The sequence below is a fragment of the Pectobacterium versatile genome (assembly GCF_020166435.1).
In the GTDB taxonomy this organism is placed as follows: Bacteria; Pseudomonadota; Gammaproteobacteria; order Enterobacterales; family Enterobacteriaceae; genus Pectobacterium; species Pectobacterium versatile.
The window spans coordinates 234,780-259,900 of the sequence record NZ_JAINZP010000001.1; the positions used below are offsets into that span (position 1 = coordinate 234,780).

A 25,121-nucleotide genomic window follows, 5' to 3' on the forward strand; every position below is an offset into this window, starting at 1 on the left:
CTATGTTATATAAGGATATTATTTTTTACTCTTTATTAACGATTGGTTCACATTTTAGGGGGTCATTTTGACATCACCAACCAAAAAAATTGTCATTGTCGGCGGGGGAGCTGGCGGACTTGAACTCGCAACGAGTTTGGGCCACAAGTTAGGACGCAAGAAAAAAGCGGAGATCACGCTGGTGGATCGCAACCACAGCCACCTGTGGAAACCGCTGCTGCATGAAGTGGCAACCGGCTCGCTGGACGACGATATGGATGCGCTGAGCTATCTGGCGCACGCTCGCAATCACAATTTCCAGTTTCAACTGGGCATGCTGACTGACATCGATCGTGAACAGCAGCAGATTCAACTGGCCGAAGTGTGTGATGAACAAGGCGACGTACTGGTTGCGGCGCGCCGTATCCCGTATGACATTTTGGTGGTGGCATTAGGCAGTGCCTCCAATGACTTCGGCACATCGGGCGTGAAAGATCACTGTATTTTCCTGGATAACCCGAAACAAGCCCGCCGTTTCCATAATGAAATGCTGAATCTGTTCCTGAAATTCACAGCAAATCAGGAAGAAAAAGAGCGCGTGAATATCGCGATTGTGGGCGGCGGTGCGACAGGGGTCGAACTGTCTGCTGAGTTACATAACGCGGTGAAACAGCTGCACAGCTACGGCTTTGACGGGCTGGATAATCAAACGCTGAACGTGACACTGGTGGAAGCGGGCGAACGTATTCTGCCTGCGCTGCCGCCGCGCATTTCAGCGGCTGCGCATCAAGAGTTGAACAACATTGGCGTCCGTGTGCTGACGAAAACCATGGTGACCAGCGCAGAAAGTGGTGGTTTGAATACCAAGGACGGTGAATTTATCGAAGCCGACCTGATGGTTTGGGCAGCGGGCATCAAAGCACCGGATGCGATGAAAGAGATTGCAGGTCTGGAAACGAACCGGATTAACCAACTGGTGGTTGAGCCGACGTTGCAGACGACGCGCGATCCCAACATTTTCGCCATTGGCGATTGTGCCTCCTGTCCGCAGGAAGGCGGCGGTTTTGTGCCACCACGTGCGCAGGCAGCTCACCAGATGGCATCACGCTGCCACAGCAATATTATCGCGTTGCTGAACGGACAAACGCTGAAACCTTACGTCTATAAAGATCACGGTTCGCTGGTTTCGCTGTCTAAATTCAGTACGGTTGGCAGCCTGATGGGGAACCTGATGCGGGGCTCCGTCATGGTAGAAGGTCGGATTGCGCGTTTCGTGTATATCTCTCTCTATCGCATGCACCAGGTTGCTTTGCATGGCTATGTCAAAACTGGCTTGATGATGTTGGTCGGTGGGATCAACCGGGTGATTCGCCCGCGTCTGAAACTGCACTAATCCATCGTAACTGACCGCTTTCTGATACGGGCGTGAATGCAATGTCATGCCCGTATTCTTTTCTGTCAGCGGCCATCTTATTACTTACTCAGTAACCCTCTCTTTCCGTCAATCTACTCACGCCTCTGTTTCTGAGCCGTAGCGTTATTGGCTACTTTGCTGATATGGCAGTATAAAATATCGTCCTATTAGCAATTCCAGTTAAGATAATTCTCAAATGACGGTTTTATGTTACGAATCTGACACTTTTGGTTAATTAGTCTTATTGCGAGAGTGTGAAACATTGTGCAGACTTTCCACTGTTTACAGATGGCGTAGCACGCACGTCGAAAATTCTGAATGCTGATATTCAGAAGGAACCATCGGATTCATCGCGTTAAACGCGAGCTGGCGTAAAACAAGATTTACGGCAGGATTGCAGGTGGGGAATGCGTGAGAATAGATTCGGGAGGTATCCTGTGAACAAATCCATGTTAGCGGGTGTAGGTATTGGTGTGGCTGCGGCATTGGGTGTGGCAGCGGTGGCGAGTATGGAAGTTTTTTCCTCTAAACCTCAGTTTGCACAGGTGCTAACAGCAACACCCATTAAAGAAACGGTCAAAACGCCTCGTCAAGAGTGCCGTAATGTCAATGTGACGCATCGTCGCCCGGTGCAGGATGAAAACCAGATTGCTGGCTCGGTACTGGGTGCCGTAGCGGGTGGTGTTCTGGGGCACCAGATTGGTGGCGGACGTGGTAAAGATATTGCAACGGTAGCGGGCGCGTTGGCCGGTGGCTATGCGGGTAACCGTGTACAAAGCGGCATGCAGGAAAATGATACGTACACGACGCAGCAACAGCGCTGTCAGACCGTGTACGACAAATCACAAAAAGTTCTGGGTTATGATGTCACCTATAAAATCGGCGACCAGCAGGGTAAAATCCGCATGGATCGCGATCCTGGTACACAAATTCCAGTAGATCGAAACGGGCAATTAATCCTGAACCAACAGAGTTAACTGGCCCCAACGTCTACGGTTTTGCGCTGACACCATCTCTAAAAGCCGCGAGACACCTGAAGAAGGTGCTCGCGGTTTTTTTATTGTACGCTCTTCCTGCTCTCAGCCAGTTTCATGCTCAACGATAACAATACGGCGACAACTGCAAATCCAGCGGCCAGCCAAAGCGTCGTAATCAGGCCAGAGCTATCGACTGTCTGACCGCCTGCCCATGACCCAAGCGCGATGCCAACATTGAAAACGCCAACATACAGCGCGGAGGCCATCTCCACGGCGCTCGGCGCGGCCTTCATCATCCAGGTCATCAAACCGACAGACACGCCGCCGTAGGCTAATCCCCAGACGAGCAGTGCTATACCGCCGCCGAAATGTGAGCCACCGACGGTCAGGAACAGAATCGGGGTCAACAACAGCCCCAACGCGATTGCCATCAAGGTTAACGCCGTGCGCCGCGCTGCGATGATGCCCGCCAGAAAATTGCCGATGATACCTGCCAGACCATAGGCGAACAGCAATGCGCCGATCCACCGCGCATCGAACCCTGACACCGATAGCAGCAGTGGTCGCACAAAGGTAAAGGCCATGAAGTGTCCGGCTACCAGCAACAGCGTCAGAATTAACCCTGCTTGCAGTTTACGGTTGATCAACTGCTCACCGAACTGGCGTAGGGTGACGGAATGAGCGACGGGCAAGGCAGGAATAACCGCGAGGTGAAGTGCTAGCACCAGCCCGCTAAAGACGGCCATGCAGCCGAAGGCCCAGCGCCATCCGGCGAGATCGCCGATCAGTGCGCCGAACGGCACACCCAGCACCGATGCCGCCGCGACACCGCCAAAGATGATAGATGTCGCCAGGCCGATGGCATGCTCGGGAACGAGTCGGGCCGCCAGACCACCGGCAATCGCCCAAATGCCGCCCATGCAGAAGCCGACCAGCACGCGTGCCGCCAGCATCCAACCGATGTCCGGTGCCAGTGCCGAGGCAATGTTGGCGATAACCAGCAGCGTCAGCAGTCCGCATAGGATCCTGCGTCTATCCATACCGCCGGATGCGATGACCACGAATGGGGCGAATAACGCGGCTAACAGTGCAGGCAGCGAAATCATCAGGCCAGCAGTTCCGGTAGAAGTCTGTAGCGTATCGGCAATCGGGGTTAGCAAGCCGACCGGAAGCATTTCTGTCGTGACGACAGAGAAGGTCGCAAGACCAACGGCGGCGACAGCCAGCCAGAGATGCTGTGAAGCTGCACCTATAGGGATAGAGGAAGACGTGTTCATGGTTCAGTCCTTAATAGGGGGAACAAGCGGTTTAATCGTCAAGCGGTATGGGGAAGAGAGGAGGCATGTGCCCGAAAATGCCGGTATCCCCACAGCGCGACCAGCAGCACCAACACGCCAGCGCACAGCGCCACGGCGAATCCGGCCCGAGCACCGTCATCATCGACAACGTGGCCTGATACCGCAGCGCCCAGCGCCACGCCGACATTCAACCCTGCCAGCAGCCAGGTCATGCCTTCGGTCAGGCGATGTTCGGGCACTAGACGTTCGATCAGCGACATTGCCACGATCATGGTGGGGGCGAAGAACAGCCCGGCGATCAATACGGCCGCAGCCAGTGCCGGAATGCTGCCAACCAGCAATAGCGGCAACGTGGTTGCTGCCGTTGCCAAGCCGCCCAGCAACAGCAACTGGTGCAATGCGGTTCGCAGCTTGAGAGCGCCGAACACCAGCCCGGCCAGACAGGAACCGACCGCATAAGCCGACAGCACCAGACTGGCCGCAGCAGGCTGACCATGCTGTTTGGCGAAGGCGACGCTGACGATATCCACGGTGCCCACGATGACGCCCATCGCGACCATCAACAGCGCCAGCAAACGCACGTTCGGCTGCTTGATCACCGACCCTGAACGATCCGTGCTGACATCCTGTGCTTCTACCGGCGGTTCGGTGCCGCGCTGTGTCACCAGAGCAAACACGCCAATAATCAGCAAGAGCGCCGCTGCCAGCGGGCCAGCCTGAGGAAACACCGCGACGGACAACCCGACAGCCAGCGGTGGCCCGGCGATAAAAGTGACTTCATCAAGCACCGTCTCCAGCGAGTAAGCCATCTGCAAGCGAGGCTGGCCGCGATAGATTGCTGTCCAGCGTGCTCTTACCATCGCGGACATGCTGGGCATGAAACCCGCCAGCAAGGCACTGATGAATAAGATCCAGTCAGGTGCTTGCCACCAGGTGCTGACGAGCAGAAGCAGCATGCCGAGCACGCTGACGGTGGCTGCAATCGGCAGCACGCGACCTTGCCCGTGGCGATCGACCAGACGGGAGATCTGCGGCGACAGCAGTGCGTAGGTCAACACAAAAGTGGCGGAGACAGCCCCCGCCAGCGCATAGCTGCCGCGCAGTTGCGACAGCATGGTGATAATGCCAATGCCCGTCATGGGCAGCGGAATCCGCGCCAATAGGCCAGCCAGTGCAAAGCCTCTGGTGCCGGGCGCGGCGAAAAGTTCTCGATAAGGATTGACCATCTCATTCTCCAAAGTGAATCCACTTGCCACCACGTGGCGGCACAGCGACAATACATACAGAGTGTATGAATAAAAGCATATATTCATACGGAGTGAATGTAAATAATCATACGATGTGTATGTAAGGATGTGCCGATGGTTCGTCGTACCCGTGCTGAAATGGAAGAAACCCGCGCTACGCTGCTGGCGACCGCTCGTAAGGTCTTTAGCGAACGCGGCTATGCTGACACCTCAATGGACGATCTCACTGCGCAGGCGAGCCTGACCCGTGGGGCGCTTTATCACCACTTCGGTGACAAGAAAGGACTATTGGCAGCCGTGGTGGAACAGATCGATGCCGAGATGGATGAACGACTGCAAGTCATCTCCGATACCGCTGAAGATGCCTGGGAAGGCTTCCGGCGTCGCTGCCGCGCCTATCTGGAAATGGCGCGGGAGCCGGAGATTCAGCGTATTGTGCTGCGCGATGCCCGGGCGGTTTTGGGCGGCGCATCGCCGGATTCGCAGCGCCATTGCGTTGAGTCGATGCAGCGGCTGATCGATAACCTTATCCGACAGGGCGTGGTAGCGGATGTCGATCCACAGGCACTGGCATCGTTAATCTACGGCAGTCTGGCTGAAGCGGCGTTCTGGATTGCGGAGGGAGAGGAGGGGAATGCGCGGCTGACACAAGGCGTTGCCGCGCTGGAATTGCTGCTGCGTGGGTTGTTAATCAAGCCACGGTAGCGATCAAAAGAATAGCCTGACGAGACGCGTGGTTGGCGTCCCGTCTTTGACTTAACGGCGGAAGATAATCTCTGCCCAGCGCGCTAATCCGGCGGTAACGGAGCCAAAATCGTTGCCGCTGGCGATAGGAATATCAGGAAGCAATTGCTGAATGGCCTGACGCAGCAGGGGAGAACGTGCGCTGCCGCCGGTCAGGTAGATCACTTCCGGCCGGGTCTGACTGGTTTCTAACGCCTGCGTCACCTGCTGCTGAATACGCATGAGCGGATTATCGATGGCGGTGTTGAGTTCATCAGCATGAATGCGTGTTGCCAGACCCGATTCGATAAAGTGCAAATCGGCTGACGTTTCCGACTGGTTGGAAAGCGCAATCTTGCTCTCTTCCGCCAGTTGAATCAGACGGTAGCTCAGGCGCTGTTGCCAGACGGTCAGCAGTCTTTTTACCAGCTCGGGCTGACGGGCATCACGGATCATCTCGTTGATTAACGCGCGGCTGGCGGTGCTATGAAACTCTTTTTGCGCTGGGATATCGTTAATTGCGACCGCATTCCACCAGGTCATGATCGGCAGAGCGATGCCTTTTTCCGTCTCGCTATTCATGCCAAGCAGTGGCATCAGCTGTTTGAACGCCAGCATGATGTCCAGATCGTTACCGCCAACGCGGCAGCCGCTGTGTCCTAACAGACTTTGCGAACGTTCTTGCTGTTTGTGCCATTCTGGGCCCATCAGCAGCATGGAGCAGTCGGTGGTTCCGCCGCCGATATCTACAACCAGTACTCGCGTTTCTTTCGTCAGCGTAGATTCGAAATCCAGACCGGCGGCCACAGGTTCAAACTGGAAGACGACGTCTTCAAATCCGGCACGGTGTGCCGCACGATCTAAAATTCCTTGCGCCTGCTGGTTGGCTTCTTCGCCGCCGATACTCTGAAAGTTAATCGGACGACCGATGACGGCCTGACGAATAGGCTGGTCAAGCTGGCTTTCTGCCTGCGTGCGGATATGCAGCATCATGGAGCAGACCAGATCTTCAAACAGCGCAATCTGCTGGGCTTTCAGCCCGACGGCACCGAGGAAGGACTTTGGCGATTTAACGAACCACGTCTCTTCCGGATCATCCATATAGTGGCGTAACGCATCGCGTCCGAATTTCACGCTATCAGGCTGCACGCGAATATCTTCCTCGCGGTTGTAGCTGATGGCGCGCTTCAGCAGCAGCGCGTTCTCACCCTCAGCATTGACCTGATGGTGTCGCCATAACCACTCGCTAACCGCTTCACGCACGGGCGCGCACAGCAGAGAAGAAAGATAAGGCGAGCCATTTTCCAGCGACAGGAGCCGTGGTGTTCCCGCATCCATAACTGCCACCGAACAGTTGGCCGTACCGTAGTCAAAACCGATAAACATAGTGAGACCCCATGCCAAGAAAATTACCAGGAGAACTTTTTAACGTCGCACCCGCGATGACCCGGAAGGGGAGCCGACAAGGATGGCGAACCATAAAAAAAGGGAGCGACTTTACTGTGTTCCGGCAGGGCTTGTAAAGCCTGATGTGTTGGTGGCCGAATGTTTACTAATGACGAATCTAAGGGAACCCGAAGGTTCCCGTTTTTATCCTGAAAGCGGGCTATGTTGCCAGTGTATGCTGCGCCATATTCCCCAGCAGCGAACGAATGAACTCAATGCGCTGTGGACGATCGCTCAAATCCTTCATGAATTTCAGACGAGTCGGGCCATCAAGGCGATAGGTGCTCGGATCGCGCTGTAGCAGACCGATGAGGTGGGAGGGATCGACGCGATTTTGTTCGCTGAATTCGATAAACCCACCTTTCTCGTTTCCTTCAATTCGGCGAATCCCCAGCGCTTGCGCCTGCTGGCGCAGGGCGGCAATTTGCAGCAAATAGCGGCTTGCATCGGGGAGGAGACCGAAACGATCGATCAGCTCGACTTTCAACTCATCCAGTTCGTTGGTGGTTTTCGCGCTGGCGATGCGTTTGTACAGCGACAGACGCGTATTGACATCGGGAATGAAATCGTCAGGCAGCAGGGCAGGTAACCGCAGTTCGACGTCAGTCTGGCTGTTGATCAGGTCTTCCAGCGAGGGTTCCCTACCGGCCTTCAAGGCATCGACAGCGCTTTCCAGCAGTTCCATATACAGCGAGAAACCGATGCTGGTCATCTGTCCGCTCTGATCGTCACCGAGCAGTTCGCCCGCGCCGCGGATTTCCAGATCGTGTGTTGCCAGCGCAAAACCGGCACCGAGGTCTTCCAATGAGGCGATCGCTTCCAGACGTTTCTGTGCATCGGTGCTCATCGCTTTAGGGTTCGGCGTCAGCAAATAGGCGTAGGCCTGATGATGGGAACGTCCGACGCGACCGCGTAGCTGGTGCAATTGAGCCAAGCCGAAGTGGTCAGCGCGCTCGATGATGATGGTGTTGGCGCTTGAGATGTCGATCCCCGTTTCGATGATCGTGGTACAGACCAGCACGTTAAAGCGCTGGTGGTGGAAGTCGTTCATGACCCGTTCCAGCTCACGTTCGCGCATCTGGCCGTGGCCAATAGCAATGCGGGCTTCCGGCACCAGCTCCATCAGCCGTTGGGCGGCTTTTTCGATATTTTCGACATCGTTATAGAGGTAATACACCTGTCCGCCGCGCAGCGTTTCACGCAGGATAGCTTCGCGCACGACCAGATTGTCATATTCACGCACGAACGTTTTTACCGCTAAACGACGGGCGGGAGGGGTAGCGATGATCGACAGATCGCGCATTCCGCTCATCGCCATGTTGAGCGTACGTGGAATCGGCGTGGCGGTCAGTGTCAGGATATCGACATCTGCTCGCATCGCTTTGATGCGTTCTTTATGGCGCACACCGAAGCGGTGCTCTTCATCTACAATCAGCAGCCCTAAATCGCGCCAGCGCACGTCGCTCTGTAACAGTTTATGGGTACCGATCAGAATATCGACTTTACCTTCCTGCGTTTCTTCCAGCACCTGAGTTTGTTCACGCGCGCTGCGGAAACGAGAAATCATCTCAATTTTCACTGGCCAGTTGGCAAAGCGATCGCGGAAGTTGTCAAAATGCTGCTGAGCCAACAGCGTCGTCGGCACCAACACGGCAACCTGCTTATGATTTTCAACGGCCAGAAACGCGGCACGCATCGCCACTTCGGTTTTACCAAAGCCGACATCGCCGCACACCAGACGATCCATTGCCAGCGGTTGGCACATGTCGCTCAGCACGGCGTTGATGGCCTGTGCCTGATCGGGCGTCGTCTCGAAGGGGAAACTTTCGCAGAAAAGCTGGTACTGCGTTTTGTCATGCTTAAACGCAAAGCCGCTTTTCGCCGCACGCTGGGCATAAATGTCCAGCAGTTCGGCGGCGACATCACGTACTCTTTCCGCCGCTTTTTGCCGCGCGCGCGACCAGGCATCGCCACCCAGTTTGTGCAACGGCGCATTCTCATCGGCCCCACCTGCATAGCGGCTGATCAAATGCAGTGAGGAGACGGGAACGTATAGTTTGTCTTCACCCGCATAGGTCAAAATCAGGTATTCGGCCTTGATGCCACCTGCCTCTAGCGTGGTTAACCCAACATAGCGGCCAACGCCGTGTTCGAGATGCACGACGGGTTGCCCCGGTCGCAGTTCTGCCAGATTGCGGATCAGCGTATCGGTGTTAATCGTACGGCGATTATCTTGACGACGACGGCTGACGCGTTCACCCAGCAGATCGCTTTCGCAGATTAGGGCACGCTGGCGCAACGTATCAATAAAACCGTGTTCGCTGGCTCCGATGATCAGGTAAGTGCCACGTCCTTGAGCCTGCTCCAGCGTACTGATAGGCGTAGGGTTCAGCTTGATGCGTGCCAGCAGCTCTTGTAGCGTTTCACGACGGCCTTCGCTCTCGACGGAGAAAATGATTTGGCCTTCAAACTGTTCGACAAAGCGGCGTAGCGTATCCAGCGGTGATTTCTGTTGATGCTGAACCGCCAGATCTGGCAGCGACAGATAGGCAAGATTCACGTTGGCGGCTTTTTCCGGCAGCGTATCGGTTCTCAACTGCACGCGTGGCCATCCTTTCAGCTCGGCGAACAGGCTATCGACACGCAGCCATAGTGAATCTGATGACAACAGGGGTCGCATGGGGTCGATACGGCGGCTTTCAAAGCGCTGCTGAATATCCTGCCAAAAGCGCTCGGCGCTCTGTTCGATATTGCCCGTGTTAACGATCAGCGTGTTGTTCGGGAAGTAGCTGAACAGCGACGGTAGCGGTTCGCTGAAGAATAACGGCTGCCAGTATTCGATCCCCGCAGGCCAGACGCCTTTGCTGACCTGTTGATAAATATGTTCAGCATCGCGCCGTACCTCGAACTGCTCGCGCCACAGGCTGCGGAAAAGTTCGATGGCGGTTTTATCGGTTGGGAACTCGTGCGCAGGCAGCAGATTAATGTGCTGCACTTCATTCAGTGTGCGCTGTGTATCCACATCGAACAGACGCAGGCTGTCGATCTCATCGTCAAAGAAATCGATACGATAGGGTTCTTCGCTCCCCATCGGGAACAGATCCAACAGCGCGCCGCGTGTCGCATACTCGCCATGTTCCATGACTTGATCGACGCTACGGTAGCCCGCTTGTTCCAGCTGCGTACGCAGTTTGTCGCGCGAAAGACGCTGGCCTTTTTTCAGCACCAGCGCGTGACCATGCAGGAAACTGTGCGGGCAAACGCGTTGCATCAGCGTGTTGACCGGCAGAATCAGGACGCCGCGCGTCATGTTGGGCAACTGATAAAGTGTGGAAAGGCGGGTCGAAATAATTTCCTGATGCGGAGAGAAACTATCGTAGGGCAGGGTTTCCCAGTCAGGTAACGTGGTGACGTGCTGTTCGGTAAATTGCTGAATTTCATCGCGTAATCGCAGGGCATTTTGCATATCAGGGGTGATAAGCACCACCAGCCCGGCGTGACGTTCAACGATCTCTGCACATTCAACGGCGCAGGCAGCGCCGGTTAACTGGCCCAGCAGGCGCTGCTCACCCGCTTTGGGCGGCAGCGAATAACGGTAATTTTCAGGCATCATCTGATTATCGGGTCTCGCCTCCCTGCATCCGGCTCGGAATAAGAAAAAGCCGTAGAGTGAGGGTGTTAGGGTTCCATAAAACAGTACTACCCTTTATTATCCTTGATCACTTTGCTTTGGCAACCTTATCCAGACGGATTTCATGTATCAACCTGTCGCTTTATTTATTGGCCTGCGCTATATGCGCGGACGCGCATCAGACCGCTTTGGCCGGTTTGTCTCCTGGTTATCCGCGATTGGCATCACGCTGGGCGTGATGGCGCTGGTCACCGTGCTTTCTGTCATGAATGGCTTCGAGCGCGAACTGGAAGGCAATATTCTGGGCGTGATGCCTCAGGTGGTGATCTCGACGCCGCAAGGTTCGCTGAACCCGGCGTTGATTCCTGCTTCCTCCTTAGACTCGCTGGAGAGTGTGACGCGCGTTGCACCGCTGACGACGGGTGATGTCGTGCTGCAAAGCGCTCGCAGCGTCGCCGTTGGCGTGATGTTAGGGATTGACCCTGATGAGAAGGAGCCGCTGTCGCGCTATCTGGTCAACGTCAAACAGCAGCAGCTTCAATCTGGCCAGTATCAGGTCATTCTGGGCGAAAAACTGGCTGAACAGTTAGGTGTTAAAGCAGGCGATCAGGTTCGTATGATGGTAACGAGCGCCAGTCAACTCACGCCGATGGGACGTATTCCCAGCCAGCGTATTTTTACCGTTGCCGGAACCTTTGCCGCCAACAGCGAGGTCGATGGCTACCAACTGTTGGTTAATCAGCAGGATGCGTCTCGTTTGATGCGCTATCCGGCGAACCATATTACCGGCTGGCGTTTATGGCTGGAAAAACCGCTGTCAGTTGATACGCTGAGCACGCAAACGTTGCCGGAAGGCACGGTCTGGAAAGACTGGCGCGAACGTAAAGGCGAGCTATTTCAGGCCGTACGCATGGAGAAAAATATGATGGGGCTGTTGCTCAGCCTGATCGTGGCCGTGGCGGCGTTCAATATTATTACCTCGCTGGGTTTACTGGTGATGGAAAAACAGGGTGAGGTTGCCATTCTGCAAACGCAGGGGCTGACTCAACGTCAGATTATGGCGGTGTTTATGGTGCAAGGGGGGAGTGCTGGCGTGATTGGCGCGTTGTTAGGAGCATTGCTGGGGGCGCTGTTAGCCAGCCAACTCAATACGCTGATGCCAATACTGGGCGTATTGCTGGATGGCGCTGCGTTACCAGTAGCAATCGACCCCGTTCAGGTGGTGACGATTGCCGTTGCCGCAATGGTGATTGCCCTCTTATCGACACTTTACCCGTCATGGCGCGCTGCCGCCGTTCAACCCGCTGAGGCTTTACGTTATGAGTGATTTACCGTTATTGCAGTGTAATAACCTGTCCAAGCGCTATCAGGACGGCAACCTGTCTACCGACGTGTTGCGCGATGTCTCTTTTGATATGAGCTGCGGGGAGATGATGGCGATAGTCGGGAGTTCGGGCTCGGGCAAAAGTACGCTGTTGCATATGCTGGGTGGGCTGGATACGCCAACGTCAGGCGAAGTGATTTTCAAAGGCCAGCCGTTGAATTCGTTCTCTGCGGCGGCAAAAGCCGATTTGCGCAATCGTGAACTGGGTTTTATTTATCAATTCCACCACCTGCTGCCGGATTTCACCGCGTTGGAAAACGTAGCGATGCCGTTGCTGATTGGCAAAGTGCCGGCGTCACAGGCGCGGGATAAAGCACGCGAAATGCTGGTGGCCGTCGGGCTGGAGGCGCGCAGCCACCACCGTTCATCGGAACTGTCCGGCGGTGAACGGCAGCGTGTCGCGATTGCCAGAGCGCTGGTTAACAGCCCCTCGTTAGTGCTGGCGGACGAACCGACTGGTAATCTCGATCAGCGCACAACGGATACCATTTTTGAACTGTTGGGGGAACTGAACGTCCGGCAGGGCACCGCCTTTCTGGTGGTGACGCACGATTTGCAACTCGCCAGCCGGCTGAACCGCCAATTGGAAATGCGCGACGGTCAGTTGCAGCAGGAACTGACCCTGATGGGAGCGCGGCAATGATATTTCCTCCGCTCTCGTTGCAGATTGGCCTGCGCTTTAGCCGTGGCCGTCGGCGTGGCGGCATGGTTTCGCTGATTTCGGTCATTTCAACGCTCGGGATTGCCCTCGGTGTGGCAGTGTTGATTCTTGGCCTGAGCGCGATGAATGGCTTTGAACGTGAACTGAACAACCGCATTCTGGCCGTGGTGCCGCATGGGGAGATCGCACCGGTCAATCAGCCTTTTGACGGCTGGCAGGATATCTTGCCGAAAATCGAACAGGTTCCCGGCGTTGCCGCCGCTGCGCCTTATATCAATTTCACCGGGCTGCTGGAAAACGGTGCCAAGCTTCAGGCGATTCAGGTAAAAGGCGTCGATCCGCAGCAGGAAACACGCCTTAGTGCGCTGCCCAATTATGTGATAAACGGTGCCTGGCAGCGGTTTCGTGCAGGCGAGCAGCAGGTCATTATCGGTCAGGGCGTGGCGAAAGCGCTGAATGTGGCTGAAGGTGACTGGGTTACGGTGATGATCCCGAACAGCGACCCGGAAATGAAGCTGATGCAGCCTAAACGTATCCGGCTGCACGTTAGCGGTATTTTACAGCTGAGTGGCCAGCTCGATCACAGCCTGGCGCTGATTCCGCTTGCTGATGCCCAGCAGTATCTGGATATGGGACAGAGCGTAACGGGGATCGCTATCAAGGCTAAAGATGTCTTTTCCGCCAATAAACTGGTGCGTGATGCGGGGATGGCCACGAAATCTTATGTCACTATTCGCAGTTGGATTGGCACCTATGGTTATATGTACCGGGACATCCAGATGGTGAGAACTATCATGTATCTGGCGATGATTCTGGTGATTGGCGTGGCCTGTTTTAATATTGTTTCGACGCTGGTGATGGCGGTGAAAGACAAAAGCAGCGATATCGCGGTCTTGCGTACGCTGGGCGCGTCAGATGGGCTGATTCGGGCTATCTTTGTGTGGTACGGGCTATTAGCCGGGCTGCTGGGTAGCCTGATAGGCGCTGTGATTGGTGTGATCGCGACCCTGCAACTGACGCCGATTATTCGCGGCATTGAGTCCATCATCGGCCATAAGCTGCTGTCCGGCGACATCTATTTTATCGATTTCCTGCCGTCGGAACTGCATATGATGGATGTCTTTGTTGTATTAGGGACGTCGCTGGTGCTGAGCCTGATTGCCAGCTGGTATCCGGCGCGGCGCGCCAGCCGGATTGACCCCGCCCGCGTGTTGAGCGGACAGTAAGTGATTGGCGAGTAAGAGAAGCCAACGTACATGCGGATTGAGAGATGACGGGGATATTCCCTATCGTGTGGAAAAGCTCTCACACCCTAAGGAGCGGTCATGTACTACGGTTTTGACATGGGCGGCACGAAAATTGAGCTGGGTGTGTTCGACGCGCAGTTGAACAAGGTGTGGCAAAAACGGGTGCCGACCCCGCGCAATAGTTATGATGGTCTGCTCGCGACGCTGGTCGATCTGGTGCATGAAGCCGACGCACAAGCAGGGGTTCAGGGAAATGTCGGTATCGGTGTACCGGGCGTGCAGACAGGGGACGATGGGGGGCTATTTACCGCTAACCTGCCTGCGACGATGGGAAAACCGCTACGTGTAGATTTGTCACAGCGTTTACAACGGGATGTTCGCATCAGCAACGACGCCAACTGCTTTGTGCTGTCGGAAGCCTGGGACGCAGAGTTTCGCTCGTATCCTGTTGTACTGGGTATGATTTTAGGTACAGGGCTGGGCGGTGGTCTGGTGATTAACGGACGTCCGGTCGACGGACGCAACGGCATCGCGGGGGAGTTTGGTCATCTCCGCCTGCCGTCCGACGCGCTGGATATCATCGGCGTGGATATTCCCCGCGTGAAGTGCGGCTGCGGTCAATCCGGCTGTATCGAGAATTATATTTCCGGCCGTGGTTTTGAATGGCTGTACGAGCATCTGTATGGTGAAGCGCTGCCTGCTGTGACGATTATCCGGCACTATCGTGGCGGAGAAGAAAAAGCGCAGGAGTTTGTCGATCGCTTTATGGATTTGTTGGCGGCCTGTTTGGGCAATCTACTGACCCTGTTCGATCCACACCTGCTGGTGTTGGGCGGCGGCCTGTCGAATTTTGATGAAATTTATCAAATTCTGCCGACGCGCCTTCCGTCACGACTTTTACCGATTGCGAAACTGCCACGTATAGAGAAAGCGCGTCATGGCGATGCGGGCGGCGTACGTGGTGCGGCGTTGCTACACTTAATGGATAACTAGCTGGAGAAAGTATGTATACGCGTCAACGATTAGGGCGATTTCATAAGGGAAAGCGGATGCGGCAACAGCGTCTTCGTGCGCGTATTTTCCATCGTGATTATCTGGCTGCAAGCGAAGTGAAAAAACCGCGCGTGGTGGTACTGACGGGCGCAGGTATTTCAGCAGAGTCGGGTATCCGTACCTTTCGCGCGGCCGATGGCCTGTGGGAAGAGCACCGCGTTGAGGATGTTGCGACGCCCGAAGGCTTTCAGCGTAACCCCGAGCTGGTGCAGGAATTTTATAACGCCCGCCGTCGTCAGCTACAGCAGCCGGAAATTGTGCCCAACGCCGCACATCTGGCGTTGGCGAATCTGGAAGCGATGTTGGAAGACAATTTCCTGCTGATTACACAAAACATCGATAACCTGCATGAACGTGCTGGCAGCAAGCGCGTCATTCATATGCACGGCGAGCTACTGAAAATCCGCTGTAGCCAAAGTGGGCAGATTTTTGAGTGGCCTGACGATCTCGCTGTCGGTGAACGCTGCCACTGCTGTCAATTTCCCGCGCCGCTACGCCCACATGTGGTGTGGTTTGGTGAAATGCCGCTGCACATGGACAAGATTTACCATGCGCTGTCGCAGGCCGATTACTTTATTGCGATTGGCACGTCGGGGCATGTCTATCCCGCCGCGGGTTTTGTCCATGAGGCTCATTCGCACGGTGCCTACACGCTGGAACTGAACCTGGAGCCGAGTCAGGTAGAAAGCCAATTTGATGAAAAAATGTACGGCCCCGCTAGCACCGTGGTGCCCGAATTTGTCGCGGCCTGGTTGACGCGTGGTCAAAGCATTAAGTTTTAAGTGCCCACAAAAAGTTTAAGCGTCCGCAAAAAGAGAAAGCGTCATGAATCGTGTGAGGATGGCGTTTTCTCTTGCCGATCGTTGCCGCAGCAACATTCGTCAAGCTGATCGAATGGCAACATCGCGGCGTGGTTAAAGAAACAATATTCACTCTCGCTACAGTGAGTATGCGAAACGGTTTCTGTCGGCGAGTCCGCTTGCGGATGCGGTGGTCGTGCTCCATGAAATGATAAGGTTTGTCGGAAAAAGCCCAGCATAGCGTTACCCTCACGATGTCTTATGAAAGACAAAATATGTTAATGAGAATTATTCACATATGTAAATCACTCTCATCAATGTCAGCTAAGCGTAGTTGATAATCCGACGATGCGGGAATGACAATTGTCAAAAAATATATACTCGTCATACTTCAAGTTGCATGTGCGTTGGCCGCGTTCACTCACCCGAATCACTTACTTGAGTAAGCTCATCGGGATTCTTTCCCTTGCCGCCTTCCTGAAACTTGAATTGTTTAGAGTATAATAACTACCGTTTTTCTATCCGCTTGCCATGCCTGAATCGACAAAGGCTTAGAGCGATCAGAATGTCCGCCGGGCTTCAGCAGCCAGTTCTTTTAGATAATTCAGATCGCACAATTCCACTTGATGACCCCGATAGGTAATGTGACCTTGCCGCTTCCAGTCTGACATTAGTCTGCTTAGCGTTTCACTGCGCATTCCTAATGACGTCGCAAGCTGGCCTCGGCTCACTGGTAATGTCAGATGCTGAGTTTGCTGAATGTGGTGCTGCCGCAGCAGATAATCTGCCAGACGCTGTGGCGCGGAGCTGGAGGTCAGCCAGTCGATTTGGTTGATCGTCGAGTAGAGTTTCTTGCCCAGATAGTTGAGCAAACGCAGTGCCAGCTCTGGGCGCTGCAAGCAAAACTGGTGAATATCCTGCCGTGGGATCATCAGCGTATGGCCATCGCTCTGCGCGCGAATATTCATTGGGAAGCGACCGTGATCCATAAATACAGCGGCAATAGCGACAAATTCTCCGCGTTCAAACTGCCCGAAAATCTTCTCATCGCCGCCATAGGTATGGCGAAAGGCCTGCAATTTTCCTGTTTCAACCAGCAAACAGTGCTGCATTTTGTCGCCTTCGCGAAACAAAATGTCATCCTGCCGGAAAAACAGACGCTCACTTTTTGCCAGTAGTTCACACACCACGTCACTGGGTTCACCGCGCATCCACTCATGCTGAAACAGCACCTCGCCGTATTCATCGGGCGATAGCGCTTTTTTGACAAATGTCATTTGCCCTCCCAGAGGCTGGTATTACCATCAAACTAGTAAATGAAAATAATAATCACTTGCATGAATTCGGCAAGCAAAATCACGGCGCGCTGAATCGAGAATAGCGGAGAGTTTCCATGAAAGAAAATACCCTTCCGGCGGCACAGGCGCTGGTTCTCCATGAATTGATAACCCCAACCGAACACGGTATCGCCAGTCGCGTGTTGGCCCGTACCGACGGCGGCAATGTCACGCTGTTTGCCTTCGATCAGGGGCAGGGGTTGAGTGAACACAGTGCGCCTTATGATGCACTGGTTATGGTACTTGAAGGTGAATTATTGCTGACGATCGGTGGCGAACCCGTCGTCGCGCAGCCCGGCACGCTGGTGCGTATGCCAGCCAATATCCCGCATGCCGTTGATGCGCAGCAGTCGTCACGTATGTTGCTGACCATGTTGAAGACGCTGAAAACCAACTAAAAGCCACCCCGTTAGGCTCTAAACAGTTGTTGCGATAACACCGAATGAAGGAGTGACAGTATGAGCGATCATGAAGCTGGACATAAATTTTTAGCCCGACTGGGGAAAAAACGTCTGCGCCCCGGCGGCAGAAAGGCAACCGAGTGGCTGCTCAGTCAGGCTGGGTTCCGACAGGACAGCGTAGTATTAGAAGTCGCCTGCAATATGGGCACCACGGCGATGGAGATTGCGTGTCGATTTGGCTGTCAGGTTATTGGCGCGGATATGGATAACGTCGCGCTACAGAAGGCGCAGGAAACTGTGGCAGCGAACGGTTTAGCCTCGCAGGTCACGATTATGCAGGCAAATGCGCTGGAACTGCCGTTCCCCGATAATCACTTTGACGTGGTGATTAATGAAGCCATGCTGACGATGTATGCCGACAAAGCCAAGAGCCGCATTATTGCCGAATATTATCGTGTGCTGAAACCGGGCGGTCGCCTGATTACGCACGATATCATGCTGCTTTCCGAGAAGGATACCGGGGCGTTGCAGGCGGTGGAACAGATGCATAAAGCGATCAACGTGCATGCCCAGCCGATGCTGCGCGAGCGCTGGGTGACGCTGTTTCAGGAGTGTGGTTTTAGCAAGGTCAGCTACGATAACGGCGCAATGACGCTGCTGACGCCACAGGGGCTGATTTATGATGAAGGGCTAGCGGGTGCGGCGCGTATCGTAAAAAATGCGCTGAAGAAAGAAAACCGCGGCATGTTCTTCAACATGTTTCATACCTTCCGTCGCAATCGGAACCAGCTTAACTATATTGCGGTATGCAGTACCAAATAAGGGCGGTATGCGGCACTACGGCGTTTTGACCGTGCTGCGGTAATAAGGAAAATGCGTGTAAGGTAAGCGAAATCGTTTAACATACATGACAATACTTAATGACCGCCGGGTGATATCCCGCTAAAGCACGCTATGCCGTTACCCCACTACAGCCAGCTAAAACAACAGCAGTGCAGACGCGATCGTCGGAGTCTGGCACTGCTGTTGGCGTTTCTCGCACTCACGCTGGTCGTAAGCCTGTGCGCCGGGGAGCGCTGGATTTGGCCGACGGCCTGGCTGGACGAGGCTCAGCAACTCTTTGTCTGGCAACTGCGTTTGCCCAGAACGCTGGCCGTGATGCTGGTGGGGGCCAGTCTGGCAATGTCGGGCACCGTGATGCAGGCAGTCTTTGATAATCCGCTGGCGGAACCGGGGCTGCTGGGTGTGGCAAACGGCGCAGGCGTGGCCTTAGTGCTGACGGTACTGCTGGGGCAGGGATTACTGCCCGTCTGGATGTTAAGCCTGAGCGCGATTGCTGGCGCGCTGCTGATTACCTTTCTGTTACTCCATTTTGCCCGTCGGCATATCTCCAATACCCGTTTATTACTCATCGGCATTGCGCTCGGGATTATCTGTAGCGCGGTGATGACCTGGGCCGTCTATTTCAGTACCAGCCTCGATTTACGCCAACTGATGTATTGGATGATGGGTGGCTTCAGCGGCATTGACTGGCGACACGGCTGGTTGATGTTGACACTTTTGCCGCTGTTGCTGTGGTTGAGTCGTCAGGGGGCGGTGTTAAATGGGCTGACGCTGGGTGAGATTCAGGCTCGTCAGTTAGGTATCCCAGTCTATCGCTGGCGCACCATTCTCGTGTTGGTGATGGGTGTACAGGTTGGCCTGAGCGTGGCGCTGGCCGGTATTATCGCGTTTATTGGTCTGGTGATCCCACACATGTTACGGCTGTGCGGGCTGACCGATCAGCGTTATTTATTGACCGGATGTGCATTGGCTGGCGGCGGCGTGCTGCTATTGGCGGATACGGTCGCGCGCGTTGCGCTAAGTTCAGCCGAGTTGCCGATAGGCGTGGTTACCGCTACGCTGGGATCGCCGTGGTTTATCTGGCTACTATTACGCAATCGACTGTAGCGAGATGTCTTGTTCTATCCACTCTTGTTTATCACTGAAGGGAGCAAAACGATGAGCACTGAAATCTATACTATTCCGCTGACCACCATCGACGGGAAAGCGACAACGTTTGAAGCGTTTAAAGGGCAGGTGGCTTTAGTCGTCAACGTCGCCTCTCAATGCGGCCTGACTAAACAATACGACGCGTTGGAAAAACTCTACGAAACCTATCGCGACAAAGGTCTGGTCGTGCTGGGATTCCCCTCCAATGAATTTGCAGGGCAGGAACCGGGCTCGGAAGAAGAAATTCAGGAATTCTGCCGTGGGACATTTGGCGTTCAGTTCCCGATGTTCAGCAAAATTGAAGTGAATGGCGAGAACCGTCACCCGCTGTACCAGTTGTTGATTCGTCAGCAACCGGAAGCCAATGGAACCTGGAAAAGTGACTTTTTTGCGCGTTTAGTCAATAAAGGCCGTAAACCCAAGAATCCAGAAGACATCCTGTGGAATTTCGAAAAATTCCTGGTGGATCGCGAGGGGCAGGTGATTGATCGCTTTGCGCCGGATATGGCACCTGACCATGACACCATCGTGAAAGCGGTCGAAGAGGCGTTGGCAAAATAATTGACGCAGCAGACTTCCCCAGTATTACAGCTGTTGCAGGCTAGCGCCTTACCGCGTTTGTCGCCGACGAGCGCGGAGTGTCACCGTGGTGAGTTGCTGCACATCATCGGTCCGAACGGCGCAGGAAAGAGTACCCTGCTGGCAAGAGCGGCTGGCTTACTGGCGGGGGAAGGTGACGTCTGGCTGGCCGGTACGCCGCTGTCGCAGTATACGGCAGCGGATCTGGCCGTGCGGCGCGCCTATCTGGCACAGCAGCAACCACCGCTGGCGCTGATGCCGGTATTCCAGTATTGGCAACGGCATCAACCGCCGCTGGCTCAGGAAGACGCGGTCGAAAAGGTGGTGCATTTTCTGGCAGAACGCCTGATGTTAACCGACAAACTGGCGCGCCCGCTTACGCAGCTGTCGGGAGGTGAGTGGCAGCGCGTTCGGTTGGTGGCGGCGCTGTTGCAGATTTGGCCGACGATCAATCCGCATGCGCGTTTGCTGCTGCTGGATGAACCAACTAACAGTCTGGATGTGGCGCAGCAGGTGGCACTGGATGCGTTACTGAGTGAACTCTGTCGTTTGGGGATTGCTGTCGTGGTTTGCGCACATGATCTGAACCACAGCGCCCATCATGCGGATCGCGTGTGGCTGCTGTCGGCAGGGATTCTGGTGGCGCAGGGCGAAACGGCGGATGTCATGCTGCCGGACGTGCTGTCTCCTGTGTTCGGGGTCGCGTTTCAGCGGCACGTTGTGGATGGCAGAAACTGGATCATCACGCGCAGCGCCTGACTGCTGTCGCGAGGAGATGGCGTCGTTAGAAAATAGGAAAAATCGCCTTTACTTGCCAGAGGCCCCGATTAAACGCTAAATTAATCAATACCTAGCATTTTCAAACGCTAGAGGACTATGGCCTCGGCGGTTTTATGGTAATCGCGATGATACGTTTACGACATGCTTTGATCCTCGCCAGCCTGATTTTGGTCGGCTGTAGCAGTAGTCGACATAATAATCCGCCGCCGAATGCGCGTCTGAGCGATTCGATCATGGTGATGGTGCAGCTAAACGATCAACTCGGGCAATGGTACAGAACGCCTTATCGTTATGGCGGGCTGGATCGTAACGGCGTCGATTGTTCAGGCTTCGTCTACCTGACGTTTCGCGATAAGTTTGGCATGCAATTGCCGCGTACCACGGAAGAACAAACTGAACTGGGCGAGCGCGTTGACCGCGATAACCTGTTACCGGGCGATTTGGTCTTTTTCAAAACCGGCAGCGGCAGCAGTGGGCTGCACGTCGGCATTTATGATAAAGACGACCAGTTTATTCATGCCTCCACCAGTCAGGGCGTCATCCGCTCGTCGCTGGATAACGTGTACTGGAAACGGGCGTACTGGCAGGCCCGCCGCATCTGATTCCTTCCTTATTTTGTTTTGTTGACAGCATGGAGCTATCCACTCATGTCCTCTCTGCGTTTATTGATCTCTGATTCTTACGATCCCTGGTTTAATCTGGCCGTTGAGGAGTGCATCTTTCGTCAGATGCCTACCACGCAGCGGGTACTGTTTTTATGGCGCAATGCGGAAACCGTCGTCATTGGGCGCGCCCAGAATCCGTGGAAAGAGTGCAATACGCGTCGGATGGAAGAGGATGGCATCAAGCTGGCGCGGCGCAGCAGCGGCGGTGGGGCGGTCTTCCACGATCTCGGTAATACCTGCTTTACCTTTATGGCGGGCAAGCCGGAATACGATAAAAGCGTTTCAACGCAGATTGTTCTGGATGCACTCAGTTCGCTTGGGTTAAAGGCTAGTGCCTCGGGGCGTAACGATCTGGTGGTGGAAACTGCGGATGGCGTGCGCAAGGTGTCCGGGTCTGCCTATCGTGAAACTAAAGATCGCGGTTTTCATCACGGCACGCTGCTACTGAACGCGGATCTCAATCGTTTAGCGGATTATTTGAACCCGGACATTAAGAAGCTACAGGCAAAAGGGATTACGTCCGTGCGTTCCCGCGTCGCCAATCTGGTGGAATTGCTGCCTTCTGTCGATCATGAGGTCATTAGTCAGGCGGTGATGCAGGCCTTCTTTGATTATTTCGGCGAACAGTGCGAACCGGAAATCATCTCGCCATCTGCCTACCCGGATCTACCCGGATTCAGCGAGCAGTTTGCGCGTCAAAGTAGCTGGGAATGGAACTTCGGTCAGGCACCAGATTTCTCGCATTTACTGGATAACCGCTTTACCTGGGGCGGCGTTGAATTACATTTCGATGTGGAGCGCGGCGTGATTATTCGTGCCCAGATTTATACCGATAGCCTGAATCCCGCGCCGTTAGAAGCACTCGCTTCCGCATTACAGGGAACGGCGTATCGCCCAGAAGCCTTGGCGGCGGCGTGTCAGACACTGATTCTCACCTTCCCCGAACAGCAAAACGAATTGCAGGAACTGGCTGAGTGGCTGGAGCAAAGTTTGCGCTAGATCGCGAAGTCGGACGCTTAATGAACCCGCTGCATGGCAGAAAAGCGCTTTTCGTGCGTTGTGCGATAATCACTGTAGCGCCGTCTATAATAATAACGTAATTTGATTATTATTCATTCCATGCAGTACAGATCATGCGCATCCATCTTGCGGTTGACTACACCAGTGACTACGTTTTTTGGCCGATATTCAGGTTGGATGGAACGCTGTTGGCAGTCGAAATGATCAGCCATTTTAATGGGCTTTCAGGCAAGTTGAGTATGCCTGCCGATCTTCTCCTCATGCAGCTAAGCCCACGACAACAATATGATTTTGTTTGTGAACAGCTGCATTTTATCAAAGATAAATCCGCATGGTTTATTGATAACCACATTCAGCTCGTACTGAAGGTAGGGCGTCAAATAACCGAAACTTTGATTAAATCCGACGTACTGCGCAGCGAAATAAAACGTCTCGATTTTGTCCTGTTGGAGATTAATGAGCTTTTCCCTCAGCTATCGCAGGGCAAAGAAAATGCCGCGCTGCTGAATCTAAGCCAATCCGTTCCTTTATGGCTGGATAATTTTGGTTCTGGAAAAACAACGCTTAAACCTTTGCACGATGGACTCGTTCGTGGCGTTAAATTGGATCGTCAGTTTATCGGGCAGCTTTTATCGCGCCCGGCCAATACGCTGATGATGGAGCCGTTACTGCGGACGATTAAAAACAGCTATGCAGGTATCAGTGTTGTCGCCAAGGAGATCGATACGATGGCGCACCTGAATAAAATGAGACTGCTGAACATTGATGCCGTTCAGGGACAGATGTGGCCTGCCGTACATTTTGACAGGCTTGAGCAACGCACGGCACTTATTGGCTGACTCAATCGCGCCAACCGTCTTGGGGGGCGAAGGGGCTTCCTGAATACCGATCGTGAAAATAATACCCCTGCGTTTCCTCCGTGTTAATTTCAGTGCCATCCCTCTACACTTTCTATCAACCCGTTAATTGTTGTGTGGTGAGCGCGTGGCTCTCTTCACCTGAATAGAGTGGTATTAGGGAGACAGGATGCAGCAGACACCGTTATTCAAAAATCACTATTTTGACCAACTGCCGGGGTTCTATACCGCGCTACAGCCGACGCCGCTGCATGGCGTTCGTCTGCTTTATCACAGCGAGGGATTGGCCGCGGAACTCGGGTTGTCGTCCGACTGGTTTACGCCAGAACAGGATGCCGTCTGGAGCGGCGAGCGTTTGCTGCCGGGAATGACGCCGTTGGCGCAGGTTTATAGCGGCCATCAGTTTGGCGCGTGGGCCGGTCAGTTAGGTGACGGGCGCGGCATCCTGCTAGGGGAACAACAGCTGGCAGATGGCCGCAGTATGGACTGGCACCTGAAAGGTGCGGGGCTGACGCCGTATTCGCGCATGGGCGACGGTCGTGCGGTGCTACGCTCAGCAATACGCGAATTTCTGGCCTCGGAAGCGATGCACCATCTGGGAATTCCCACCACGCGGGCGCTGACGATTGTCACCAGTACACATCCGGTCCAGCGTGAGCAGGAAGAAAAGGGTGCAATGCTGCTGCGCGTGGCAGAGAGCCATGTGCGCTTCGGTCATTTTGAGCACTTCTACTATCGCCGTGAGCCAGAAAAGGTGCGTCAGCTGGTGGAGTATGTGATCGCCCGCCACTGGCCGCAGTGGGAAAACGACGAGCGGCGTTATGAGCTGTGGTTCGGCGATGTGGTAGAGCGTACTGCCCGGCTGATTACACACTGGCAGGCCGTCGGTTTTGCGCACGGCGTAATGAATACGGACAACATGTCGATTCTGGGACTGACCATCGACTACGGCCCTTATGGCTTTTTAGATGCCTATCAGCCCAGTTTCATTTGCAATCACTCCGACCATCGCGGGCGCTACGCGTTCGACAATCAACCCGCCGTGGGGCTGTGGAATTTGCATCGGCTGGCGCAGGCGCTGTCGGGACTGATGGACACTGAAACGCTGGAGCGTGCGCTTGCCCGCTACGAACCGACGTTGATGCAGCACTATGGCACGCTGATGCGCGCTAAGCTGGGATTATTTACCGCAAGTTCTGAAGATAATGACGTGCTGGTCGGGCTGTTGCGTTTGATGCAGCAAGAAGGCAGCGATTACACCCGCACGTTCCGTCTGCTGGCAGACAGCGAGAAGCAGGCATCACGCTCGCCGCTCCGTGATGAATTCATTGACAGGGCTGCGTTCGATAGCTGGTTTGCGACCTATCGCCAGAGGCTGATGCAGGAAGAGCAGAGCGATGAGGAACGCCGTCGACTGATGAATGCGACGAACCCAAAATATATTCTGCGTAATTATCTGGCACAAATGGCGATTGAACGGGCGGAAAGCGACGACATCAGTGTGCTGGCGCGTCTGCATCAGGCGCTGTGCCAACCGTTTGATGAACAGCCGGAGAAGAACGACTTAGCGGCGTTACCGCCAGAGTGGGGTAAGCATCTGGAGATTTCCTGCTCCAGTTGAACCGGAGCA

Annotated in this window: 22 protein-coding genes; 17 read left to right on the plus strand and 5 right to left on the minus strand. The window is 54.5% G+C overall.

The window, feature by feature from the left end; genetic code table 11:
* Positions 1–67 precede the first annotated feature (67 nt).
* Positions 68–1,372, plus strand: a complete 1,305-nt coding sequence (locus tag K7X24_RS01045; protein ID WP_224552371.1) for an NAD(P)/FAD-dependent oxidoreductase — start codon at positions 68–70, stop codon at positions 1,370–1,372.
* Positions 1,373–1,830: 458 nt separating this feature from the next.
* Positions 1,831–2,370 (plus strand): glycine zipper 2TM domain-containing protein, encoded by a 540-nt coding sequence (locus tag K7X24_RS01050; protein WP_103860415.1) that lies wholly within the window; start codon positions 1,831–1,833, stop codon positions 2,368–2,370.
* Between the two features lie 80 nt (positions 2,371–2,450).
* Here K7X24_RS01050 and K7X24_RS01055 read toward each other — a convergent pair whose 3' ends face one another.
* Positions 2,451–3,647, minus strand: coding sequence for an MFS transporter (locus tag K7X24_RS01055; protein WP_224552373.1), 1,197 nt, complete (start codon positions 3,645–3,647; stop codon positions 2,451–2,453).
* Positions 3,648–3,685: 38 nt separating this feature from the next.
* A complete protein-coding gene (locus K7X24_RS01060; protein WP_224552375.1) occupies positions 3,686–4,894 on the minus strand; it encodes an MFS transporter in 1,209 nt (402 codons plus the stop codon).
* Positions 4,895–5,029: 135 nt separating this feature from the next.
* Here K7X24_RS01060 and K7X24_RS01065 point away from each other — a divergent pair, with 135 nt between their 5' ends.
* Complete coding sequence (locus tag K7X24_RS01065; RefSeq protein WP_203471080.1) at positions 5,030–5,620, plus strand: TetR/AcrR family transcriptional regulator; 591 nt, start codon at positions 5,030–5,032, stop codon at positions 5,618–5,620.
* A gap of 51 nt (positions 5,621–5,671) precedes the next feature.
* Here K7X24_RS01065 and yegD read toward each other — a convergent pair whose 3' ends face one another.
* The gene (gene yegD / locus K7X24_RS01070) at positions 5,672–7,024 is read right to left on the minus strand and encodes a molecular chaperone (protein WP_224552377.1); all 1,353 of its coding nucleotides are present in this window, start codon (positions 7,022–7,024) and stop codon (positions 5,672–5,674) included.
* A gap of 220 nt (positions 7,025–7,244) precedes the next feature.
* Complete coding sequence (mfd, locus tag K7X24_RS01075; RefSeq protein WP_224552379.1) at positions 7,245–10,697, minus strand: transcription-repair coupling factor; 3,453 nt, start codon at positions 10,695–10,697, stop codon at positions 7,245–7,247.
* Positions 10,698–10,839: 142 nt separating this feature from the next.
* Here mfd and lolC point away from each other — a divergent pair, with 142 nt between their 5' ends.
* From lolC to cobB, 5 genes are all read left to right on the plus strand, one after another.
* Entirely contained in the window at positions 10,840–12,042 is a 1,203-nt protein-coding gene (gene lolC, locus K7X24_RS01080; protein ID WP_224552381.1) for a lipoprotein-releasing ABC transporter permease subunit LolC, read from the plus strand.
* Positions 12,035–12,742: a lipoprotein-releasing ABC transporter ATP-binding protein LolD gene (lolD, locus tag K7X24_RS01085; protein WP_224552383.1), complete on the plus strand. Its 708-nt coding sequence runs from the start codon at positions 12,035–12,037 to the stop codon at positions 12,740–12,742. Before lolC ends, lolD begins: the two co-directional genes overlap by 8 nt.
* Positions 12,742–13,986, plus strand: a complete 1,245-nt coding sequence (gene lolE / locus K7X24_RS01090) for a lipoprotein-releasing ABC transporter permease subunit LolE (protein WP_224552823.1) — start codon at positions 12,742–12,744, stop codon at positions 13,984–13,986. Before lolD ends, lolE begins: the two co-directional genes overlap by 1 nt.
* A 99-nt stretch (positions 13,987–14,085) precedes the next feature.
* Entirely contained in the window at positions 14,086–15,000 is a 915-nt protein-coding gene (nagK, locus tag K7X24_RS01095; RefSeq protein WP_198996824.1) for an N-acetylglucosamine kinase, read from the plus strand.
* A gap of 11 nt (positions 15,001–15,011) precedes the next feature.
* Positions 15,012–15,842, plus strand: a complete 831-nt coding sequence (cobB, locus tag K7X24_RS01100; protein WP_224552386.1) for a Sir2 family NAD+-dependent deacetylase — start codon at positions 15,012–15,014, stop codon at positions 15,840–15,842.
* A 578-nt stretch (positions 15,843–16,420) separates the two neighbouring features.
* Here cobB and K7X24_RS01105 read toward each other — a convergent pair.
* Positions 16,421–17,137: a Crp/Fnr family transcriptional regulator gene (locus K7X24_RS01105; protein WP_010297730.1), complete on the minus strand. Its 717-nt coding sequence runs from the start codon at positions 17,135–17,137 to the stop codon at positions 16,421–16,423.
* Between the two features lie 116 nt (positions 17,138–17,253).
* Here K7X24_RS01105 and K7X24_RS01110 point away from each other — a divergent pair, with 116 nt between their 5' ends.
* The 9 genes from K7X24_RS01110 (at position 17,254) to K7X24_RS01150 (ending at position 25,112) form a co-directional block, all read left to right on the plus strand.
* Positions 17,254–17,595: a cupin domain-containing protein gene (locus K7X24_RS01110; RefSeq protein ID WP_039532204.1), complete on the plus strand. Its 342-nt coding sequence runs from the start codon at positions 17,254–17,256 to the stop codon at positions 17,593–17,595.
* A 60-nt stretch (positions 17,596–17,655) separates the two neighbouring features.
* Positions 17,656–18,420 (plus strand): class I SAM-dependent methyltransferase, encoded by a 765-nt coding sequence (locus K7X24_RS01115; RefSeq protein ID WP_224552388.1) that lies wholly within the window; start codon positions 17,656–17,658, stop codon positions 18,418–18,420.
* 132 nt (positions 18,421–18,552) lie between these two features.
* Complete coding sequence (gene btuC, locus K7X24_RS01120) at positions 18,553–19,548, plus strand: vitamin B12 ABC transporter permease BtuC (RefSeq protein WP_224552390.1); 996 nt, start codon at positions 18,553–18,555, stop codon at positions 19,546–19,548.
* A 51-nt stretch (positions 19,549–19,599) separates the two neighbouring features.
* The gene (locus K7X24_RS01125; protein ID WP_224552391.1) at positions 19,600–20,151 is read left to right on the plus strand and encodes a glutathione peroxidase; all 552 of its coding nucleotides are present in this window, start codon (positions 19,600–19,602) and stop codon (positions 20,149–20,151) included.
* Positions 20,152–20,928, plus strand: coding sequence for a vitamin B12 ABC transporter ATP-binding protein BtuD (btuD, locus tag K7X24_RS01130; protein ID WP_224552393.1), 777 nt, complete (start codon positions 20,152–20,154; stop codon positions 20,926–20,928).
* Between the two features lie 146 nt (positions 20,929–21,074).
* Positions 21,075–21,551, plus strand: a complete 477-nt coding sequence (locus tag K7X24_RS01135) for an NlpC/P60 family protein (RefSeq protein ID WP_220467019.1) — start codon at positions 21,075–21,077, stop codon at positions 21,549–21,551.
* A 45-nt stretch (positions 21,552–21,596) separates the two neighbouring features.
* Entirely contained in the window at positions 21,597–22,613 is a 1,017-nt protein-coding gene (locus K7X24_RS01140) for a lipoate--protein ligase A (protein ID WP_224552395.1), read from the plus strand.
* Between the two features lie 134 nt (positions 22,614–22,747).
* A complete protein-coding gene (locus K7X24_RS01145; RefSeq protein ID WP_224552398.1) occupies positions 22,748–23,473 on the plus strand; it encodes an EAL domain-containing protein in 726 nt (241 codons plus the stop codon).
* A gap of 187 nt (positions 23,474–23,660) precedes the next feature.
* The gene (locus K7X24_RS01150) at positions 23,661–25,112 is read left to right on the plus strand and encodes a protein adenylyltransferase SelO (RefSeq protein WP_224552400.1); all 1,452 of its coding nucleotides are present in this window, start codon (positions 23,661–23,663) and stop codon (positions 25,110–25,112) included.
* Positions 25,113–25,121: the final 9 nt, after the last annotated feature.

Coding starts and splice junctions, on each gene's coding strand:
- K7X24_RS01055 (WP_224552373.1), bottom strand. CDS start 3,647: ATGAACACGTCTTCCTCTATCCCTATAGGTGCAGCTTCACAGCATCTC.
- K7X24_RS01060 (WP_224552375.1), bottom strand. CDS start 4,894: ATGGTCAATCCTTATCGAGAACTTTTCGCCGCGCCCGGCACCAGAGGC.
- K7X24_RS01065 (WP_203471080.1), top strand. CDS start 5,030: ATGGTTCGTCGTACCCGTGCTGAAATGGAAGAAACCCGCGCTACGCTG.
- yegD (WP_224552377.1), bottom strand. CDS start 7,024: ATGTTTATCGGTTTTGACTACGGTACGGCCAACTGTTCGGTGGCAGTT.
- mfd (WP_224552379.1), bottom strand. CDS start 10,697: ATGATGCCTGAAAATTACCGTTATTCGCTGCCGCCCAAAGCGGGTGAG.
- lolC (WP_224552381.1), top strand. CDS start 10,840: ATGTATCAACCTGTCGCTTTATTTATTGGCCTGCGCTATATGCGCGGA.
- lolD (WP_224552383.1), top strand. CDS start 12,035: ATGAGTGATTTACCGTTATTGCAGTGTAATAACCTGTCCAAGCGCTAT.
- nagK (WP_198996824.1), top strand. CDS start 14,086: ATGTACTACGGTTTTGACATGGGCGGCACGAAAATTGAGCTGGGTGTG.
- cobB (WP_224552386.1), top strand. CDS start 15,012: ATGTATACGCGTCAACGATTAGGGCGATTTCATAAGGGAAAGCGGATG.
- K7X24_RS01105 (WP_010297730.1), bottom strand. CDS start 17,137: ATGACATTTGTCAAAAAAGCGCTATCGCCCGATGAATACGGCGAGGTG.
- K7X24_RS01110 (WP_039532204.1), top strand. CDS start 17,254: ATGAAAGAAAATACCCTTCCGGCGGCACAGGCGCTGGTTCTCCATGAA.
- K7X24_RS01115 (WP_224552388.1), top strand. CDS start 17,656: ATGAGCGATCATGAAGCTGGACATAAATTTTTAGCCCGACTGGGGAAA.
- btuC (WP_224552390.1), top strand. CDS start 18,553: ATGCCGTTACCCCACTACAGCCAGCTAAAACAACAGCAGTGCAGACGC.
- K7X24_RS01125 (WP_224552391.1), top strand. CDS start 19,600: ATGAGCACTGAAATCTATACTATTCCGCTGACCACCATCGACGGGAAA.
- K7X24_RS01135 (WP_220467019.1), top strand. CDS start 21,075: ATGATACGTTTACGACATGCTTTGATCCTCGCCAGCCTGATTTTGGTC.
- K7X24_RS01140 (WP_224552395.1), top strand. CDS start 21,597: ATGTCCTCTCTGCGTTTATTGATCTCTGATTCTTACGATCCCTGGTTT.
- K7X24_RS01145 (WP_224552398.1), top strand. CDS start 22,748: ATGCGCATCCATCTTGCGGTTGACTACACCAGTGACTACGTTTTTTGG.
- K7X24_RS01150 (WP_224552400.1), top strand. CDS start 23,661: ATGCAGCAGACACCGTTATTCAAAAATCACTATTTTGACCAACTGCCG.